Genomic DNA, 20,152 nt, shown 5'->3' on the forward strand with positions numbered 1-20,152 from the left:
TATTAGGGTTATTAAAGTTCAATTATAAAGGAACTTTTGCGCGAATGATCCGGGTGGTCTGTGTTATGATCCGGCTGGATCGTTGGCGTTTGCGCCTTTTATCAGGATACGGCGCTTATAATCAGTAGGAATGGAGGCTTAGCGTATGAAGGGATGTATTAACAATAAAATGGGACAGATCCAGATCGACACCGATGTTATCGCTCTTTATGCCGGCACGACAGCGGTAGAATGCTTTGGAATCGTGGGAATGGCTGCAGTAAGTATGAAAGACGGTCTGGTAAAGCTATTAAAGAGAGAAAGCCTGACTCACGGAATCAATGTTACGATCAATGATAATGCAATTGAAATCGACTTCCACGTAATCGTATCCTATGGCGTCAGCATCTCGACCGTAGCGGATAACCTGATCGAGAGTGTGAAATACAAAGTAGAAGAGTTCACGGGAATGCCGGTTGAAAAGATCAATATCTTTGTTGAAGGCGTTCGAGTGATAGATTAAGGAGGAAGTAAAATCCATGGAATTAAAGTCCGTAGATGCCGCTCTCTTACAGAAAGCGGTTCTGGCCGCAGCGAAAGGCCTTGAGGCAAAAAAAGAATGGATTAACGAATTAAACGTATTCCCGGTTCCGGACGGTGATACGGGTACGAATATGACCATGACGATCATGGCCGCAGCAAGAGAGGTGGCTGCGATCGAGAATCCGACAATGGAGTCCATCGCGAAGGCTCTCTCATCCGGTTCCTTAAGAGGTGCCCGCGGTAACTCCGGCGTTATCTTATCCCAGTTATTCCGCGGTTTCACAAAAGAGATCAAGGAATCCAATGAAATTACAGTGACAAGCCTGGCGAATGCCTTTACCCGCGCAACTGAGACTGCCTACAAGGCTGTTATGAAGCCGAAGGAAGGTACGATCCTCACTGTGGCAAAAGGAATGGCTGAGAAGGCCGTTGATCTTGCGACACAGACAGATGATGTGATCGAATTTTTAACACAGGTGATCGAGGAAGGCGACTATGTATTAAGCCAGACTCCGGAGATGCTTCCGGTATTAAAGCAGGCTGGTGTTGTCGATTCCGGCGGACAGGGACTTATGCAGGTCATGAAGGGTGGTCTCGACGGCCTTTTAGGAAAAGGGATCCCGTTTGATACCGCTGCGCCGGCAGCCGCAAACACAGAGTCCGCAAAACCGAAGGTGGCTGCAGGAAGTGATGAGCTTTCTACTTCCGATATTAAGTACGGCTACTGCACCGAGTTTATCGTAAACGTGGAGAAAACCTACGATATGGATGAGGAGCAGAAATTTAAAGGATATTTGGAGTCCATCGGTGACTGCGTCGTTGTAGTTTCTGATGACGATATCATTAAAGTCCATGTCCATACGAACCATCCGGGGCTTGCCTTCGAGAAAGGTCTGACTTACGGTTCCCTTTCCAGAATGAAGATCGACAATATGCGCGAGGAGCACCACGAGCGTCTGATCCAGAACGCTTCCAATGTTGCCCAGACTCCGGAAACTCCGGCTGAGGCAAAAAAAGAGGAAGCTCCGGCATCCAACGAGCCGAGAAAACCGTACGGCTTCATCGCTGTCTCCATCGGTAAAGGTCTCGGTGAGATCTTCAAGGGAATTGGCGCTGACTACCTGATCGAGGGCGGACAGACGATGAACCCGAGTACCGAGGATATGCTAAATGCCATCGAGAAGGTAAATGCGGACGTGATCTACATCCTTCCAAACAACAAGAATATCATTCTTGCCGCTGAACAGGCTAAGAGTCTTGTGGAAGATAAGAAGATCTTCGTTGTTCCGTCCAGGACCGTACCGCAGGGTATCGCGGCTCTCATCAACTTTCTCCCGGATCTTTCACCGGAGGAAAACCTTGAGAACATGACATCCGAGATGGGACGGATCCACACAGGCCAGATCACCTACGCGGTCCGCAACACAAATATCGACGGAATGGAGATCCATGAGGGTGATATCATGGGAATCGGTGATTCTGGCATGCTCGCCGTAGGCCAGAATGTAAATGAGACCGTTCTTGAGACTTTAAAGCACCTGGTGGATGACGAGTCCGAGCTGATCAGCGTTTACTCCGGTGAGGACGTGACGGAGGAAGATGCGGCAGCACTTGTAGAAAAAGTGCAGGCGGCATTCCCGAACTGTGAAGTTGAATTAAACGACGGCGGTCAGCCGATCTATTATTACCTGCTTTCCGTAGAGTAAGCGGGGAGATGCCAGAGGCGCCTGGCGCCCCGGCGAATGCATAACGACAGAAAAAGCTGCTCCCTTTGGTCAGAAGACCCGATGAGGCAGCTTTTTCCATGAGACAAAAAGCGGAAAGTTTCCGGTATGTTCTCAGTGGGCTGCAGACTGCGCCGCAGGATAAGACAAAAGGAGCGTGAAAACGATGGCAAACGACCAATCCATAGAGACCTTAAAAGGAATCGGAGAAAAAACGGCAAAGCTTTTTGAAAAAGTCGGGATCCGCACCATCGACGATCTGCTCCACTACTATCCGAGGGGCTATGATACCTACGGGGAGCCGAAAGCCATCGGGGAGCTTTCTGAGGATGAGACTGGGACCGTGGAGGGCTTTTTAAAGAGCGGGGCCACAGGAGTCCACGTAAACGGTCTTTCCATCGTCCAGGCGACCATCAGCGATATGACCGGAAAACTTCGTCTCGTCTGGTATCACATGCCGTATTTAAAGAACACTCTGCGGCCGGACAGTCATTTTATCTTCCGGGGCCGTGTGATCCGCAAAAAGAACGGACTCACGATGGAACAGCCCCAGATGTTTAAGCCGGAGGCCTACGAGGAACTTTTATCCAGCATGCGCCCGGTCTATGCCCAGACGAAGGGTCTGGGAAATAAGATGATCACTTCCGCAGTCGAGCAGGCACTTGCGTTCCGGACGTTGGAGAGGGATTATCTCCCGGCAGGTCTCAGGATCGCAAACGAGCTTGCGGAGTACAACTTTGCTATCGAGCACATCCATTTTCCGTCGAATGAGGAAGAACTGAAGTTTGCGAGGAAGCGCCTCGTGTACGATGAATTTTTCTTCTTCCTTCTGGCAGTGCGTCATTTAAAGGAGAAACGTCAGAATGTGCAGAGCCCATTCCATATGGAAAAACAGGATGAATGCCGGAAGCTTCTGGCGGATCTGCCTTACAGGCTCACGAACGCCCAGCTGAGGACGCTGGAGGAAGTCCTGAGGGACCTCAAGAGCGGTTCTGTCATGAACCGGCTGATCCAGGGTGATGTTGGCTCCGGTAAGACGATCATCGCCGTTCTGGCGCTCCTGGCAGCCTGCGAGAACGGATACCAGGGCGCTCTCATGGTGCCGACAGAAGTTCTCGCGAGACAGCACTTCGAGTCTGTGACGGAACTCTTTGAGAAGCATGGTGTGGACAAAAAGGTGATCCTGCTCACTGGTTCCATGACGGCAAAGGAAAAGCGGATCGCCTACGAGAAAGTTGCCTCCCATGAAGCGGATATCATCATCGGAACCCACGCCCTGATCCAGGAGAAGATAGTCTATGATAACCTTGCCCTCGTCATCACCGACGAGCAGCACCGGTTCGGTGTCGCCCAGAGGGAGATGTTTGGAAACAAGGGACAGATGCCTCATGTGCTGGTCATGAGCGCCACCCCAATCCCGAGGACTCTGGCGATCATCCTTTACGGGGACCTCGATATTTCCGTCATCGACGAGCTCCCGGCAAACCGTCTTCCCATCAAGAACTGCGTGGTGGACAAGAGCTACCGCCCGCGGGCTTACCGTTTTATCGAAAACGAGGTAAAAAATGGCCGCCAGGCCTATGTGATCTGCCCGATGGTGGAGGAGAGCGAGATGATCGATGCAGAAAACGTCCTGGACTACACGAAGATCTTAAGGCAGAATCTGCCGGGGATCCGGGTGGAGTACCTTCACGGGAAGATGAAGGGAAAAGAGAAAAATAAGATCATGGAAGAATTTGCCGCCGGGGAGATCCAGGTGCTTGTCTCCACCACGGTCATCGAGGTTGGGGTCAACGTGCCGAACGCTACGGTGATGATGATCGAGAATGCCGAACGGTTCGGCCTTGCGCAGCTCCATCAGCTTCGGGGCCGCGTTGGACGGGGGGACAAGCAGTCCTACTGCATCATGGTGAATGCCTCCGGAAATAAGGAGAAAAACAGGCGTCTGGACGTCTTGAATAAGTCCAACGACGGCTTTTATATCGCTTCCGAGGATCTGAAGCTCCGGGGTCCCGGTGATATCTTCGGGATCCGTCAGAGCGGAGACCTGGAGTTCCAGCTTGCGGATATCTATACAGATGCGGTGACGCTTAAGAAGGTCTCCGAGGACGTGAACCGGCTTTTGGAGCAGGATGAAAACCTGGAACAGGAAGAAAACCAGGAATTAAAGAAGCGCCTCGACAGGTTTCTGGAAGAAAAATATGAGAAGCTGAACCTGTAATAAAAAGAATTATTGAACCTGCCGGTATATGACCAACCATCAAAGCTGAAACATTGAGAATACCGGAAAGTGCAGCAAACTCGCAGATCTGCTGAACAGTTACGGAAAAGCCACAAATTGATTATAAAAGAGGAGAATGACACACATGACGAGACTTGATGAACTCTTATATGAAATGACACGCTACGACGACAAGGATGTAAAACGGATCCAGCACTTTTTGAAGGTCCATGAATTCGCGAGACTGATCGGCCTTGCGGAGAATCTCGATCCGTACACCCAGGAGGTTCTGGAGGCAGCGGCCATCGTTCATGACATCGGAATTCACAAAGCAGAAGAAAAGTATGGAAGAAACACTGGAAAATACCAGGAGATGGAGGGACCGGGCGAGGCGCGGACCATGCTGACAGCCCTTTCCTGGCCCCAGGAGGTCATCGAACGTGTCTGCTATCTGGTAGGACATCACCACACATACGATAATATCGATGGAATGGACTACCAGATCCTTGTGGAGGCGGATTTCCTCGTCAATCTCTTCGAGGATGGATCCACACCGGATACCCAGAAGAGTGTATTTGAGAGAATATTCCGAACGGAAGGCGGAAAACGTCTGTTCCGTCTGATGTTTGAGAGCGGAGAGGAATAAACAGGTGAAAACACTTCTGGGAGGGACAAATATATCGTTGCCTGGGCACTGGGACATCTTGTGACTCTGGCGGACCTGGTGAACAACGTGTCCGCGATTGCACTTGCTGGGATAAAACTGGATAATAAGTGATCACAGATACGCGGTAGGGACGATATTGCAGGTATATCAGATAAGTGAGAAGGAATAAAGTATGTCAGTTAAATTAAAACAGGTATTTTCAGGGAAACGCCTTGATGAGATCCATGCCCTCTATGAGACCGCATTTCCCGCCAGCGAGAAGAAACCTTTCTCCATGATCGTTTCCGGGCAGGGGACAGGGCTGGTGGAGATCCTTTCCCTGGAAGAGAATAATAGGTTTCTTGGTCTTGCCATCATGGCGAAGGCGGGAGACCGGGTGCTTCTTGACTATTTTGCCATCGCGGATGAAGTGCGGGGGCATGGAGCCGGCTCTGCGGCACTTCAGGCGCTCCGTGAGAGATATCAAGGCATGAGGATCATCATTGAGATCGAGAGCACGAAATGTGAGGATGAAGAGGAACTGGCTCTCCGCACACGCCGGAAAAAGTTCTATCTGCGGAATGGGTTTACGATGCTGCCGTACTACATCGATCTCTGGGGGACGGAGATGGAGATGCTTTCAAATGGTCAGCCATGCCCGTATGAGGAATATCTCGATATCTATACAACGGCATTTGGAACAAAAGTATCCGATAAGATCCATTTTTTAGGGGACGCACCGGCGGCAGATGAGATCTGATGGCAGCCTGGGAGCAATTTCCGAAGAAATAAGAATCAAATTCACAAAAAGTACACAGGGGTATGATATAGTGAGCGATAAGTGAGTCAGGAGCAGGCTTGCATGATTCTGACGAACGGCGAACTGGACCAAAATAGCTGCGTTAGCAGCGGTCAGCACCATAGGTACGAATTGTGGTATAGTAAGCGTGCTTTCGCCAACAAATCAATTAACAATGAGAGGATTACCAGATATGAAAAAACATGTATTATTAGGAGCGCTGCTCCTGACAGCAGCACTTTCGGCAGGACTTACCGGCTGTTCTTCTTCCGGCACAAAGGAATCAGGATCCCCGAAGGTGGAGATCTCCGAGATCAGAGATGACGTTGTAGAACCGGATTTCTCCGGTGCGGACATTGAAGTTTATGCATTAAATGCACCGATCGATTTTGACTACTCCAGCTCCGACACCGATATGATCTTTAAGAAAAAAGACGGTGTATGGCTGGATGCCATGGATTCCGCAATCCCGTTAAACCAGGAAAAATTTGAGGCGATGGCACAGAATTTCCTAAATCTTCATGCGATCTCTGAAATTGACAGTGCTGATACCGCATCTGACTATGGTATGGGAAATCCGGTATACACTGTGACGATCACCGACAGCGAAAAAGGTGAGATCACTCTGAGCATCGGAAACAAGGATGCAGACGGAAATTACTATCTCTCCGATGAGAAAAATATCTATCTCGTAAAAGCATCCACAGTAGACTCCCTGGTATTCGACTATGATACCCTGGTTGTCCGCGAGGGACTGGATATTCAGGTCACAGCAGCTGATCTTCAGAACGTGTCCATCACCATGGATGGTAAGACAACGTCCTACAAGAACTCTGATACAGAGGCCATGACGACCATCGCAGATGGAATCAGCAATCTCAAACCGTTCGACTATGCAAGCTACCATGTTTTAAATCAGGAACTTGCTAATGCTGACCTGACAACAGATACCCGCATTACATTCCAGGCGGAGCTCACTGTAAATGGTGAGAAGAAGTCTCTCACGATTTATGTCGGAACATACGCAAATCCGGATCAGACATACCGCTATGTGCAGCTTGATGGATCCAACATGATCATGGTCGTTGACAACAACATCGTATTAAACCTCTTAAACGGTCTGACACCGGATGAGGAATAAGTGCAAAGAAAATGCATAAACATGCATGATAAGGCAAGAAAAAGGCAATTCTTACACCCCTTTTTCTTGCCTTTTTTTTGTCTTTGAGATATGATAGAACAAGACTTTGGAATAAAGGAGAGAAAACACATGAATCAGTTACTTGATCTCTTCCTTACGTTTGCCAGAATCGGTGGTCTTACCTTTGGCGGTGGATACGCGATGCTTCCGATCCTCCAGAGAGAGGTTGTTGAGAAGAGACACTGGGCAACAGAAGAGGAACTTATGGACTATTACGCGATCGGCCAGTGTACCCCGGGCATTATCGCGGTAAATACGGCGACCTTTGTCGGACAGGGACTTGCCGGCTCCATTGGCGGTATCGTCGCGACTCTGGGCGTTGTATTCCCGTCCCTGATCATTATCACGGTCATCGCGGCATTTATCCAGAACTTTGCGCATCTCGCGATCGTACAGAACGCCTTTGCGGGTATCCGTGTCTGCGTCTGTGTCCTGATCTTCAACGCGGTGGTCAAACTCTGGAAAAAGGCAGTTGTGGATAAGCCGACATTAGTGATCTGCCTGCTTGTGATCCTCGGCTCCACACTTACGGAGTTTTCCCCGATCGTGTTCGTTATCCTTGCGGCTGCTGCAGGAATTATCTTAAAGAATAAGGAGGCTGCTTCCAAATGATGATCTTTGTCAGACTTTTCTTTGAGTTTTTTAAAGCTGGTCTCTTTGCAATCGGCGGCGGGATGGCGACACTCCCGTTCCTCTACAATATCTCCGATAAGACAGGCTGGTTCACCTACGGACAGCTTGCGGACATGGTGGCGATCTCCGAGTCCACACCAGGTCCGATGGGCGTCAACATGGCAACTTACGTTGGATTTACAACAGCCGGTCCTGCTGGTGCAGTAATTGCTACACTCGGTCTGATCACACCATCCATTATCGTGATCCTGATCATTGCCGGATTCTTAAAGGCGTTCAAGACAAACAAGTATGTCCAGAACGCTTTCTACGGACTCCGCCCGGCATCAACAGGTCTGATCGCGGCAGCAGGACTTTCCGTTCTGTCCTTGGTTCTTCTTCACAAGGACGCTTTTGCGGCAAGCGGAAAGATCACAGACCTGATCAGCATCCGCAGTATCGTTCTTCTTGCAGTACTTTATTATTTCACGGCAGTCTGCAAAAAGACGAAAGGACTCCATCCGGTTGCGTTTATTGCGGCATCTGCGGTGATCGGAGTTGTGCTTCGGTTCGGAGGAGTTTAAAATTTAAGTAAATATGTGCCTGTGGGAGAGCGATCCCGCAGGCTTTTTTCTTCCGAAAAACCGTTTGAAAAAGCATGGTGGGACTGCGGGGATATTATATATTCATTTTGTAAAATGTATGCTCTTGACAAAAAGGTGGATCAATTATTGCCGTTATCTGCTAAAAATGGATTGATGAATATTGTGTACGATTCTGGAACATTTATTCGTAATCAAAATATAAAGGGGTGTGATTATGATTAAACGGGGTAAGAGGTATTCGATTTTGAGTGCGGTCGGACTGTGCGTTCGATGCAGCGCTGGTGTCTCGGTAGCAGTGATGTTACTGTATTTGTTCCAAGGGCTTACGCCAGCTCTGCTCACACTGGCGACAGGGGCCTTCATTGATGCGGCGATAGGGCTTTTGCGGTCCGGGGAGTATGCCGACGTTGGGAGAGCGCTGACTGCGGTGTCTCTACTAGTGAGCTTCGATTGGATTTCCAACCAACTTCTCGATCTTCTGGTGGGGCGGCTACGGATCGATGTGCGAGAGAGGTTCGGAACGGAGATGGTGGAGAAGGTCGCTGATCTTCGATATCGATATGTGGAGAATCCGGAGAGTTGGGATCTGATCACGAAGATTTCCACTGATACGGATGAGAGTATCTTGAATGCGTTTCAGGCGTTGCTGGCGTTTTTGGCGCTGGTATGGAAAGCGCTGGGTTTATTTCTGGTGATGTTTCGATATGTGCCAGCAGCGGCTCTGGCTGTGACGGCCTGTGCGGTGCCTTTGGTAATGCTGTCTTTGGCCGGAGGGCGAGCCAGTTATGCCGGAATCAGCGAGACCCAGGGGCTAAAGCGGCGGTATGAGTATATTTCCAGGCTTTTGACCGGAAGGGATGCGGCGGAAGAGAGGACTTTGTTTGGCTGGGCCGGATATTTCAATGGTGAGTGGGAGAGTGCCTATAAGAAATGGCTCGGAGTAAACGCGAGGGTGAATCTGAAATCTTTTGCGAAGGCGAAACTTGGCAGCATCTCCTTGGTGTTGATCGCGATCGTGGTGATGACTGCGCTGCTTCCTGGCGTCGTGGCAGGAGAGATTACGATTGGTATATTTATGGCTTTGGTTTCGAATATATTCTCACTGGTCCAACTCATGTCCTGGAGTCTGCTCCACAGCGTCAGCGAGATCGCGAAATATAACGAGTTTTTTCATGATGTTGAAACCTTTACCAAAATGGATTTTAGGGAGGCGGAGAGCGTGAGCTGTGAATTGCCGGAGTTCTCTTCGCTGGAGTTTCGCGATGTTACTTTTGCCTATCCGGGGACTAAGCGAAAGGTGCTTGACCATCTCTCGTTTCAGATTTCAGCCGGGAAAAGCTATTCATTTGTCGGCGCAAACGGGTGTGGGAAGACTACGATTACGAAGCTGATCGCTGGGCTATATGATGATTATGAGGGACAAATTCTGATTAACGGAACGGATATTCGGGAGTGGGGCCCCGGACGGATCGCAGGTTTTTTCTCTATTGTCTATCAGGATTTTGCCAGATATGGACTTTCGCTCTATGAGAATATTGCCATCGGGGATGTGGAAAAACTGTGCGGAGACGAAATCAATCTGGTTCGTTTTCAAGATGTTGTCGATATGATGGAGTTAGGCGAGATCGTGTCTGACTTAAAGCATGGGATGGAGACGAAACTGGGGAAGATCGTGAGGGACTCGGAAGACCTGTCCGGCGGGCAGTGGCAACGGGTGGCAATCGCCCGGTGTCTTGTGAGCGACCGCCCTGTGAAGATTTTAGATGAACCGACGGCGGCGTTGGATCCTGCTGCAGAGAGTGCGCTGTACGAAAAATTCCGTATCATTAACCAGAAATATACCTCTGTTACGATCAGTCATCGGCTGGCAAGCGCGAGACAGACAGACGTTATCTTTGTGATCGAGAACGGGAGAGTTTCCGGTTCAGGAAGCCATGAGACGCTGTACAGAGAAAACAGGTTGTACAGGGAGATGTACGACAGTCAAAGGAGCTGGTATCAGGGATGAAGAGACAAAAAGAATGTTTTATCGGGGTCTCCGCAGTAGTTCACTTATTTCTAAAGATCGCCGGAGCCATGCCTGTTGTGTTTCTGCTGTTTCTTGTCGTGAATGTTCTACACGGTACGGCGTGGGCGTTAGAAACACTGGCAAGGCAGGTGTTTTTTGACGGATTACAGAGCGCTGTGGAGAGAAACTCACTCCAGGCCGCTTATTCTGGAGCTCTGTGGGTAGGAGCGGCCGCGGTCTATGTGCAGGTACTGAATGGAGCTGGCAATTTTATTGGGCAGCATATTTTCAATCCTAGGGCAGTGAACACGCTGACAAGAGAGTTTCACACACAGACGGCGCAGTTGCCGCTGTATGAGTTCGAGAAGGAGACGACTCTGGAAACGATTGAGAAAGCCCGGCAAGGAATCAACGGGACCGTGCAGCTTCTCAGAGCCGTGATTTCGATTGCCATGTTCAATCTGCCGTATGTGGCGTTCATGGGGGTGTATTTGTACCGCCTGGATCCGATCCTGGTTCTTTCGTTGCTGTTTATCTTTAGTCCTATGGTGTGTGCCCAGGTGATAAAAAGAAAGGCGTATCGGCGGCTGACCGATGAGACGGCAGCTCTCGAGAGGGAGTACCGGCATTATTCGGACTGCATGATTGATAAGAGGTATTGGAAGGAGACTCGGACGCTGGGAGCTGTCGGCTTTTTCATGGAACGATTTCGGGCGGTGCTTGCAAAGTATGATAAGAAGCTATGGGAGACAGATTCCAGGTTGTATCGAACAGAGCTTTTGATGCGTGTTTTGACTCTTCTGGGATATCTCGGAGTGCTCTTTCTTCTGGTGCGGTCGTTGCTTTCCGGGAACATCTCGGCTGGGGCGTTTGCGGCGGTGTTCACTTCCATTGATTCCATTTTCCGGTTCATGGAGAACATCGTGGCGAGAAGCGCCGGAAATATTTCACGACACATGGCGTCGGTAGGGAATTATCTTGAGTTTTGCCGGCAGAATGGGTTTGCGGCCGACGATGGCCAGGTCAGAGGAGCTTCTGACGGCTGCTGTATTGCAGAGGAAAGTGAAAGCGGCAGGGAAAGCTGTGCCGTCATTGTGGAAGACGTTTCTTTTGCCTATCCCAATGCCGACCGACCGTCTCTCGATAGAATATCGGTTCGGATTCGGAAGGGGGAGACGGTTGCGGTCGTTGGTGAAAACGGAGCTGGAAAAACTACCTTCGTAAAGCTTGTTCTGGGACTGTATGAGCCTTCCTCTGGGTGGATTTTGCGGGAACGGGACAGTTTTGTCTCTCAGTCTGCAGTCTTCCAGAATTTCCAGAAATACCGGATGCGACTGGATGACAATATTTGTTTGAAGGAGCTAGAATGTCGGGATGCGGAGGAGATGGAACGGGCTGCGTCTCTTGCTGGAGTGGAGTACGGGAACTCCGATCTGTATCCGGAGAAATTCGGGACGCTTCTCGGCCGGGAGTTTGGTGGTGCCGAACTTTCGGGTGGCCAGTGGCAACGGATCGCCATTGCCAGGGGACTCTATAAGGAGCATGACATGATTGTGCTGGACGAGCCGACGGCCAGTATCGACCCGCTGGAGGAAACCCGTTTGTACCGCATGTTTGCAAGGATGGCGGAGGGGAAGACGGCGTTTATCGTAACCCACCGAATTGGCTCGGCCCAACTTGCCGATCGGATTCTTGTGTTTGACAAGGGAAAGATCGTCGAGCAGGGAACGCATGAAGAACTGATAAAGTCTGGTGGGAAGTATGCGTTTTTGTATCGTGAACAGGGAAAGTGGTATTAGATGAGGGCTGCGGATCGTTCTTTGCCAAAGTGGGACAACTGACTGGACATGTCAGTTGAAAACTTTATTTCATATGTAAAGATGATGGTTTTGAAAGTACGATTCAGATAGATCTGTCTTATAAGGTTCTGATAAAAATGCATTTTGCGCTACTCAGAGGACGCCGGCGTATTTGCCGATGACCATATTGCGTTGCCATCAGACGGGCAGAAAGACACTATCCAGTCTGCTTTCAATGCAAAATCACGCTTCGAATATATGTTCGATAGAAAATGCTTGCAAATCTGGAAGTTTTAAGTGTATAATAGGAAAAGCTGACTAAGAAACGTGGCTGCGGTCTATGCGCAGCAGTATGAAAAATAAAACAAAGCTGCGGCGGAGAAGTTTCCTGCCGCAGTTTATGACTTGTATTGGAGGTCTTTGCATGGCGAAAGCACAGTATAATGCTGACAGTATTACCGTACTGGAAGGACTGGAGGCAGTCCGCAAGCGTCCCGGAATGTACATCGGAGGCGTTGGAACAAAGGGCTTAAACCATTTGATATATGAAATCGTTGACAACGCGGTGGACGAGCACCTGGCAGGATTCTGTACGGAGATCACGGTGACGTTAGAGGCGGATGGGTCCTGTACCGTAAAGGATAACGGACGGGGAATCCCGGTGGAGATGCACAAAAAAGGCGTGTCCGCAGAACGTGTGGTTCTATCCACGCTTCACGCTGGCGGAAAATTCGATAATAATTCCTATAAGACCAGCGGCGGACTTCATGGTGTCGGTTCTTCGGTCGTAAACGCCCTGTCTGACCGGATGAAGGTAAAAATTTCCAGGGATGGAAAGGTCTATTATGATGAGTATGAGAAGGGACATCCGGTGATCGAATTGAAGGATGGACTTCTTCCAGTGATCGGAAAATCAAGGGAGACAGGAACGGAGATCAACTTCCTGCCGGATCCGACAATTTTCGAGAAGACGAAATTTAAGGCGGAGTGGTTAAAAAGCCGTCTTCATGAGTCTGCCTATTTAAACCCGAACCTGGCGCTCCACTATGTGAACAAACGCGCCGGTGAGGAGGAGATGATCACCTACCACGAGCCGGACGGAATCATTGCCTATGTCCGTGAATTAAACAATGGAAAAGATCCTGTTCATGAGCCGGTGTACTTTAAGGGCAGTGTGGATCGGATCGAGGTGGAGGTGGCGTTCCAGTTTGTTGATGCCTTCGAGGAGAATATTCTCGGATTCTGCAACAATATCTTCACCCAGGAGGGCGGAACCCATCTGGTGGGATTCAAGACAAAATTTACCCAGCTGATCAACTCCTACGCGAGGGAGCTTGGCATTTTAAAAGAGAAAGACAGCAACTTTACCGGAGCGGATACGAGAAATGGCATGACGGCCGTTGTGGCGGTGAAACACCCGGATCCTATCTTTGAGGGACAGACGAAGACGAAGCTTGCCAGCGCCGACGCGACAAAAGCCGTGTTCACCATGACCGGAGATGAGCTGGAGCGGTTCTTTGACCGAAATCTCGATACGTTAAAGGCAATCATCGCCTGTGCGGAGAAATCCGCAAAGATCCGCAAAGCCGAGGAGAAGGCGAAGACAAACATGCTCTCCAAGTCGAAGTTCTCCTTCGACAGCAACGGAAAGCTGGCGAACTGTGAGAGCCGCGATCCGTCAAAGTGTGAGATCTTTATCGTTGAGGGAGATTCCGCCGGCGGCTCCGCGAAGATGGGACGAAACCGCCAGTTCCAGGCGATCCTTCCGATCCGCGGAAAGATCTTAAATGTGGAGAAAGCATCCATGGATAAGGTCCTGGCAAACGCAGAGATCAAGACCATGATCAACGCCTTCGGCTGCGGATTTTCCGAGGGCTACGGAAATGACTTTGATATCACGAAATTGAAATATGATAAGATCGTCCTGATGACCGATGCCGATGTGGACGGAAGCCATATTGATACGTTGCTTTTAACGTTCCTCTACCGTTTCATGCCTGAATTGATCTACGATGGACATGTTTATATTGCGATGCCGCCGCTCTACAAGGTGGTTCCGAAGCGTGGGGAAGAGAGGTATCTCTACGATGATAAAGCTCTGGAAGAGTATAAAAAGAACCACGCCGGGGACTTTACGCTGCAGCGATACAAAGGTCTCGGTGAGATGGATGCGGACCAGCTCTGGGAGACGACACTGAATCCGGAGAACCGTGTCTTAAAACGGGTGGAGATCGAGGATGCCCGGATGGCAAGTGAAGTGACGGAGCTTCTGATGGGAAGCGATGTTCCGCCGAGAAAGAAATTTATCTATGATCATGCCGATGAGGCGGAGATCGACGCATAGAAGGAGAGTTTACCATGTCTGAAAAAATATTGCGAACTGAATATTCGGAGGAAATGCAGAAGAGCTATCTGGACTACTCCATGAGCGTCATCACCTCCCGTGCGATCCCGGATGCCAGAGATGGTTTAAAGCCGGTACAGCGCCGTGTCCTCTATGATATGAGTGAGCTTCACTTAGATCACGATAAGCCCCACAGAAAGTCGGCACGTATCGTTGGCGATACCATGGGTAAATACCACCCGCACGGCGACAGTTCTATCTACGAGACTCTGGTTGTCCTGTCCCAAGACTTTAAAAAGGGAATGGCACTGGTGGACGGACACGGAAATTTTGGCTCCATCGAGGGCGACGGAGCCGCTGCCATGCGATACACCGAGGCGCGCTTAAAGAAATTTGCGGAGGAAGTCTACTTAAAAGACCTCGATAAGACGGTGGATTTCGTCTCCAACTACGATGAGACGGAGAAGGAGCCGGAGGTCCTTCCGGTCCGCGTGCCGAACCTTCTCGTAAACGGTGCCGAGGGAATCGCTGTCGGCATGAGCACCAGCATTCCACCCCACAATTTAGGGGAAGTTATCGACGCGGTAAAGGCCTATATCGATAACCGGCTTCTCACCGTAGAAGAGTTGATGCAGTATATGCCGGGACCGGATTTCCCCACCGGTGGGATTATCGCAAATAAGGGCGATCTTTTACAGATCTATGAGACCGGTGCCGGAAAGATCAGGCTCCGCGGAAGAATCGAGGTTGAGCTCGGAAGAAGAAAGGCAGACCGTGACAAACTGGTGATCACGGAGATCCCATACACGATGATCGGTGCGGGAATCAACAAGTTCCTCATGGATGTGGCAGATCTCGTTGAGACGAGAAAGCTCACCGACGTGGTTGATATCTCAAACCAGTCCAGCAAAGAAGGGATCCGCATCGTCCTGGAATTAAAGAAGGACGCGGATGTCAATAGGATCAAGGCAATCCTCTATAAGAAGACAAAGCTTGAGGACACCTACGGCGTCAACATGCTGGCTATCGACGAGGGACGCCCGGAGACCATGAACCTCAAACAGATCTTAAATACGTTCCTGGAGTTCCAGTACCGGAACATGACGAAGAAGTACAATGTTCTTCTCCAGAAGGAAATGGAAAAGAAGGAAGTGCAGGAAGGCCTTATCGAGGCGTGCGATGTGATCGACCTCATTATTGCCGTTCTCCGGGGATCAAAGAACATGAAGGACGCGAAGGAATGCCTGATGACCGGAAATACGGAGAAGATCAAGTTCCGTGTGCCGGGCTTTGAGGCGGATGCGAAGAATCTTCACTTTACTGAGCGCCAGGCGACGGCGATCCTGGAGATGCGTCTCTACAAGCTCATCGGTCTTGAAATCCTTGCGCTCCAGAAAGCATACAAGGAGACATTGCGGAAGATCCGTGAATATAAGCATATTCTTTCCAACCAGAAGAATATGGATGTGGTGATCAAGGAAGACCTTGACTCCATCAAGGCAGAGTTCGCAGAACCGAGAAGGACACTCATTGAGGACGGCGAAGAGATGGTTTACGTGGAGGCGAAGGAAGAGGCGAAGGAAGTGATTTTCGTCATGGACCGTTTCGGCTATTGCAAGACCATGGACCGCTCCATCTACGAGAGGAACCAGGAGACCGTGGACAGCGAGAATGTCTGGGTACTTCCGGTGATGACGGACGATAAGCTCTGCATGTTCTCAGATACCGGAAACATGTACCAGGTGAAGGTTGCGGAGTTTCCGACACTGAAGATGAAAGACAAGGGAATCCCCATCGAGAACGTCAGCAAATTTGATGGGAAGACGGAGACGATCCTCTTTATGCTTCCGGCATCCGGATTTACCGGTAAGAAATTCCTGTTCGCGACGGCCCAGGCGGCGGTGAAGATCGTTCCGGGAGAGGAATTTGTAACAGCGAACAGGACTGTTGTGGCAACAAAGCTGGCAGAAGGGGATAAACTTACGGAGATCCGCGAGATCGGCACAGAGATCGACGGAACCCGCGACGTAGTCCTGCAGACCGTTGGCGGAATGTTCTTAAAGTTCCAGATGGAGGAAATCCCGGAGCTCAAAAAGAACAGCCGCGGTGTTTGCGGAATCCGGCTGGAAAAGGAAGATACGCTGGAACATGTATATCTGCCGGATATGGACGGAACCGCGGATTATAAAGGAAAAGAAGTTGCCCTCAACCGGCTGAAAGCAGCAAAGAGGGCTGGAAAAGGAACGAAAGTTAGGTTATAATAGAGATAGCTGAAAGATGCTCGTGACATAATGGAACTTAAGACTATGACCCGGACAGATCCTGTCCGATGAAAAGGAGAAATCATATGAATACACCTACACCTCATATTGCCGCAAAACAAGGCGAGATTGCGCCGTCTATTTTACTTCCTGGTGATCCGCTCCGCGCAAAATTTATAGCTGAAAATTTCCTTGCCGGTGCGAAACAGTTCAATGCTACAAGAAATATGTTCGGCTACACCGGATTTTACCGCGACAAACCTGTTTCTGTCATGGGAACAGGAATGGGCTGTCCGTCTATCGGAATTTATTCTCATGAATTGATCGAAGGATACGGTGTTAAGACGCTGATCCGTGTAGGCACGACCGGAGCAATTTCTGAAGATGTCCATATCCGTGATCTTGTATTCGCGATGGGTGCCTGCACACAGACAAACTATGTAAGAGAATTCGGTCTTCCGGGCGATTTCGCACCGATCGCGGACTTTGGCCTTCTGATCAAGGCTGTCTTCCATGCAGAACAGGAAAACCTCCCGTATCACGTCGGAAACGTGCTGACCTCCGATCTTTTCTACGAGCCGGAGAAGAAAAAACACGAGGGACTCCAGTTTGCCGATATGGGTGTCCTTGCAGTGGAGATGGAGACAGCAGCTCTCTACGCGAATGCGGCACTGTCAAAGGCTCGTGCACTTTCCATTCTGACCGTATCTGACTCTATGGTGACAGGCGAGAAGACTACTGCAGAAGAAAGAGAAACATCTTTTGCGGATATGATCCACGTAGCTCTTGAGATTCTTTAATCGTTACAGTTCTGCAATGGCATTTAACACTTGCATTTTTTGTCGTTTTGAGTTAGGATAGACAACAACACAAGTGTTGCGCATAGAGACATATGTCCGCGACGGGTGGAAAATGGCAGGCTGGCAGCTGATACCGGCTGACGGGCTGAGATGAGGAGATATGTGTGATGGAAAAGAAACTTAGAGTTGGTATCCTTGGAGCAACAGGTATGGTAGGACAGAGATTTATCTCTCTCCTTGAGAATCATCCATGGTTCGAAGTGACGACCGTGGCAGCCAGCCCGCGTTCTGCAGGAAAAACATATGAGGAGGCAGTTGGAGGACGCTGGAAAATGACGACTCCGATGCCGGAAAAAGTTAAAAATTTAGTTGTTATGAATGTAAATGACGTGGATGCGGTATCCAAGACCGTTGATTTCGTATTCAGCGCCGTTGATATGACAAAGGAAGAGATCCTCGCTATCGAGGAAGCTTACGCGAAGACAGAGACTCCGGTGGTTTCCAACAACAGCGCGCACCGCTGGACACCGGATGTTCCGATGGTAATTCCGGAGATCAACCCGGATCACTTTGAGGTGATCAAGTTCCAGAAGCAGAGACTCGGCACGACCCGCGGATTTATCGCAGTAAAGCCGAACTGCTCGATCCAGAGCTACACTCCGGCACTCAGTGCGTGGAGAGAGTTCGAGCCGTACGAGGTAGTCGCTACTACATATCAGGCTATTTCCGGAGCAGGAAAGACCTTTAAGGACTGGCCGGAAATGGTAGAGAATGTGATCCCGTACATCGGCGGCGAGGAAGAGAAGAGTGAGCAGGAGCCGCTTAGGATCTGGGGTCACTTAGAAGGCGGCGTGATCGTAAAGGCAAAAGAGCCGGTGATCACATGCCAGTGCGTCCGGGTACCGGTATTAAACGGCCACACAGCTGCTGTATTCGTAAAATTCAGAAAGAAAGCTTCCAAGGAACAGCTCATTGAAAAGCTTGTAAACTTCAAGGGACTTCCGCAGAAGTTAGAGCTTCCGAGCGCACCGAAGCAGTTCATCCAGTATATGGAAGAGGACAACCGTCCGCAGGTTAAGCTGGACGTTGATTTTGAGAAGGGAATGGGCGTATCCATCGGCCGCTTAAGAGAAGACACCGTCTATGACTGGAAGTTTATCGGTCTGTCCCACAACACCGTCCGCGGTGCTGCAGGCGGAGCCGTTCTCTGCGCAGAGCTTCTCACAAAGCAGGGATATATTTCTGCAAAATAATATCGACGGATATCCGTTATCATCTGTCGATCAGAACGTAATTCATGGGCCCGCTATTTTTGCGGGTCCTTTTTACGCGGACAGCGAATCAGTACATATGCCTGTATATGACCTGATGCTGTTTCGTAACGTACCAAAGATGCGCACTTGCGCGAAGATGCAGCCTGTCGCAAGTGACCGCGCGAATGTGTCAAGGCACATTCTGTTTTATAAGGATCGAAACCGAGGAGGTAATTTTATGTCAGTGAAGAAAGAGCATTTTGGGGAAATGCCGGATGGAAGAGAGGTAAGCCTCTACACCATAACAAACAAGAATGGTCTTGAGGCATCCGTCACAGATCTCGGCGCTGTCTGGGTCCGCATGGTCGTTCCGGATAAAAATGGGGTTATGGACGATGTGATGCTGGGATTTGACGACGCAGTTGGTTATTTAAACAATGGTCCGCATTTCGGATCCGTTGTGGGCAGGATCGCAAACCGCACCGCGAAGGGAAAGTTCTCCCTGAACGGAAAAGAGTATACCCTGGCGGTGAACAATGGACCGAACAACCTGCACAGCGGTCTGGATTACTATGACGCGCGTCTCTGGAACGCGAAGGAAGAGGCGGAAAACGCTGTCACCTTCACACTTCTGAGCCCGGACGGAGATCAGGGATATCCGGGAAACGCCATCGTATCCGTCACATATACGCTGACAGACGAGGATATGCTGACGCTGACATACCGTGTCCTTTCCGATGCGGACACACCGGTGAACCTGACAAACCATGGATATTTCAACCTCCTCGGCAATAACGGAGGTTCCATCCTTGACCACAAAGCTCGAATTCTTGCAGATTTTTACACCCCGTCCGATGAGACATCGATCCCAACTGGAGAGATCCGCCCGGTAAAGGGAACTCCGATGGATTTCACGGATTTCCATGTGATCGGGGATCGGATCGATGAGAATTTCGACCAGCTTGTCATGGGACGTGGATACGACCATAACTGGTGTCTCTCCCATGTCCGCGGCGACTTCGGACTTGCCGCGCAGATCTTCTCCGAGGAGAGCGGCAGAGCGATGGATGTCTATACAGACCAGCCGGGCGTGCAGTTCTATACTGCTAACTGGCTTGAGCAGGAGAAAGGAAAGAAAGGTGCGTTCTACCATGCAAGGACCGCATTCTGCTTTGAAACCCAGAACTTCCCGGATGCTGTCAACAAACCGCACTTCCCATCACCGATCGTGAAGGCAGGGAAAGAGTGGACGTCTGCGACAGGATATCGTTTTTATATTTATGAAAAATAATGACAACCCTTCATGGTTACAAGCAAAAATCCATTCCAGATCGGCTGCGCCGATGAGATTTTTGCT

At 49.9% G+C, this 20,152-nt stretch carries 15 protein-coding genes; all 15 read left to right on the top strand.

The annotated features are described in order from the left end of the window. The first annotated feature begins 145 nt into the window (after positions 1-145). Positions 146-502 carry an Asp23/Gls24 family envelope stress response protein gene (locus tag GPK83_RS07285; RefSeq protein WP_015554579.1) on the top strand — a complete coding sequence of 119 codons (357 nt, stop codon included), beginning with the start codon at positions 146-148 and terminating at the stop codon, positions 500-502. Positions 503-518: 16 nt separating this feature from the next. After that, entirely contained in the window at positions 519-2,228 is a 1,710-nt protein-coding gene (locus GPK83_RS07290; protein ID WP_015554578.1) for a DAK2 domain-containing protein, read from the top strand. Between the two features lie 184 nt (positions 2,229-2,412). After that, positions 2,413-4,467: an ATP-dependent DNA helicase RecG gene (gene recG, locus GPK83_RS07295; RefSeq protein WP_015554577.1), complete on the top strand. Its 2,055-nt coding sequence runs from the start codon at positions 2,413-2,415 to the stop codon at positions 4,465-4,467. A gap of 145 nt (positions 4,468-4,612) precedes the next feature. After that, positions 4,613-5,113: an HD domain-containing protein gene (locus GPK83_RS07300; RefSeq protein ID WP_215704408.1), complete on the top strand. Its 501-nt coding sequence runs from the start codon at positions 4,613-4,615 to the stop codon at positions 5,111-5,113. Positions 5,114-5,306: 193 nt separating this feature from the next. Continuing rightward, the gene (locus GPK83_RS07305) at positions 5,307-5,873 is read left to right on the top strand and encodes a GNAT family N-acetyltransferase (RefSeq protein WP_120040751.1); all 567 of its coding nucleotides are present in this window, start codon (positions 5,307-5,309) and stop codon (positions 5,871-5,873) included. A gap of 232 nt (positions 5,874-6,105) precedes the next feature. Beyond that, the gene (locus GPK83_RS07310) at positions 6,106-7,053 is read left to right on the top strand and encodes a DUF4340 domain-containing protein (RefSeq protein WP_015554574.1); all 948 of its coding nucleotides are present in this window, start codon (positions 6,106-6,108) and stop codon (positions 7,051-7,053) included. A gap of 129 nt (positions 7,054-7,182) precedes the next feature. Then, positions 7,183-7,725, top strand: coding sequence for a chromate transporter (locus GPK83_RS07315; RefSeq protein ID WP_117470240.1), 543 nt, complete (start codon positions 7,183-7,185; stop codon positions 7,723-7,725). Further along, a complete protein-coding gene (locus GPK83_RS07320) occupies positions 7,725-8,309 on the top strand; it encodes a chromate transporter (protein WP_117470314.1) in 585 nt (194 codons plus the stop codon). Before GPK83_RS07315 ends, GPK83_RS07320 begins: the two co-directional genes overlap by 1 nt. 235 nt (positions 8,310-8,544) lie before the next feature. Then, positions 8,545-10,338: an ABC transporter ATP-binding protein gene (locus GPK83_RS07325; RefSeq protein ID WP_117503893.1), complete on the top strand. Its 1,794-nt coding sequence runs from the start codon at positions 8,545-8,547 to the stop codon at positions 10,336-10,338. Then, positions 10,335-12,137, top strand: a complete 1,803-nt coding sequence (locus tag GPK83_RS07330) for an ABC transporter ATP-binding protein (protein ID WP_117503895.1) — start codon at positions 10,335-10,337, stop codon at positions 12,135-12,137. The genes GPK83_RS07325 and GPK83_RS07330 overlap by 4 nt, the downstream gene beginning before the upstream one ends. A gap of 424 nt (positions 12,138-12,561) precedes the next feature. Beyond that, entirely contained in the window at positions 12,562-14,481 is a 1,920-nt protein-coding gene (locus GPK83_RS07335; protein ID WP_117553055.1) for a DNA gyrase subunit B, read from the top strand. A gap of 14 nt (positions 14,482-14,495) precedes the next feature. After that, the gene (locus GPK83_RS07340; protein WP_215704409.1) at positions 14,496-16,742 is read left to right on the top strand and encodes a DNA topoisomerase (ATP-hydrolyzing); all 2,247 of its coding nucleotides are present in this window, start codon (positions 14,496-14,498) and stop codon (positions 16,740-16,742) included. Between the two features lie 86 nt (positions 16,743-16,828). After that, entirely contained in the window at positions 16,829-17,542 is a 714-nt protein-coding gene (gene deoD, locus GPK83_RS07345; RefSeq protein WP_215704410.1) for a purine-nucleoside phosphorylase, read from the top strand. A 167-nt stretch (positions 17,543-17,709) separates the two neighbouring features. Then, positions 17,710-18,795, top strand: coding sequence for an aspartate-semialdehyde dehydrogenase (gene asd / locus GPK83_RS07350; protein WP_215704411.1), 1,086 nt, complete (start codon positions 17,710-17,712; stop codon positions 18,793-18,795). 238 nt (positions 18,796-19,033) lie between these two features. Further along, the gene (locus GPK83_RS07355; protein ID WP_215704412.1) at positions 19,034-20,086 is read left to right on the top strand and encodes an aldose epimerase family protein; all 1,053 of its coding nucleotides are present in this window, start codon (positions 19,034-19,036) and stop codon (positions 20,084-20,086) included. Positions 20,087-20,152: the final 66 nt, after the last annotated feature.

This window comes from Clostridium sp. MCC328 (assembly GCF_018785465.1).
Lineage (GTDB): Bacteria > Bacillota > Clostridia > Lachnospirales > Lachnospiraceae > Pilosibacter > Pilosibacter fragilis.